Origin of the sequence: Cellulomonas biazotea (genome assembly GCF_004306155.1) — a bacterium.
GTDB lineage: Bacteria > Actinomycetota > Actinomycetes > Actinomycetales > Cellulomonadaceae > Cellulomonas > Cellulomonas biazotea.
The window spans coordinates 1-634 of sequence record NZ_BIMR01000462.1 but is presented as its reverse complement, the minus strand read 5'-3'; the positions used below and the strand labels follow the sequence as shown (position 1 = coordinate 634).

The window sequence follows — 634 nt, the reverse complement described above, 5'->3', positions numbered from 1 at the left end:
CCCCCCCCCCCCCCCCCCCCCCCCGCCGCCGTGTCGGAGCAGGAGGGCAGGATGAGGACCATGACCGTGCGGGTGCTGGCGACACGACCGGACGGGCCGACCGTCCACACCGAGGTCGGCTCGCCCATGGGTGCCGTCACGCTGATCGGCGTCGGCGAGGTCCTCACCGGCCTGCTGCTGCCCGCGACGCGCGAGCGCAACGTCACCGCCGCCGGCGCCTACGGCCCGCGCGACGACACCGCGCTCACCGCAGCCCGCACCCAGCTCACCGAGTACCTCACCGGGGAGCGGAGCGACTTCGACCTCGACGTCCACCTCGTCGGCTCCGCCTTCCAGGTCCGCGTCTGGGAGGGCCTTCTCCGCATCCCGTACGGGCAGACGTGGTCCTACGGCGAGCTCGCCGCCGACATCGGCTACGACCCGCGCACCTCGTCCCGCGCCGTCGGCGCCGCGAACGGCGCGAACCGCATCGCCGTCGTCGTCCCGTGCCACCGCGTCATCGGCGCGAACGGCACCCTGACCGGCTTCGCCGCGGGCATCGAGCGCAAGCGGTTCCTGCTGGACCTGGAGCGCCCGCCGGTCCCGGCCGAGTCGACGCTGTTCTGAGAGGAGCGACCATCGCGGCGATCGAGCC

General features: G+C 74.6%; 1 protein-coding gene. It reads left to right on the top strand.

What is annotated here, in order from left to right:
- Positions 1–51: 51 nt before the first annotated feature.
- Positions 52–606 carry a methylated-DNA--[protein]-cysteine S-methyltransferase gene (locus tag CBZ_RS20150; protein ID WP_130783205.1) on the top strand — a complete coding sequence of 185 codons (555 nt, stop codon included), beginning with the start codon at positions 52–54 and terminating at the stop codon, positions 604–606.
- Positions 607–634 lie beyond the last annotated feature (28 nt).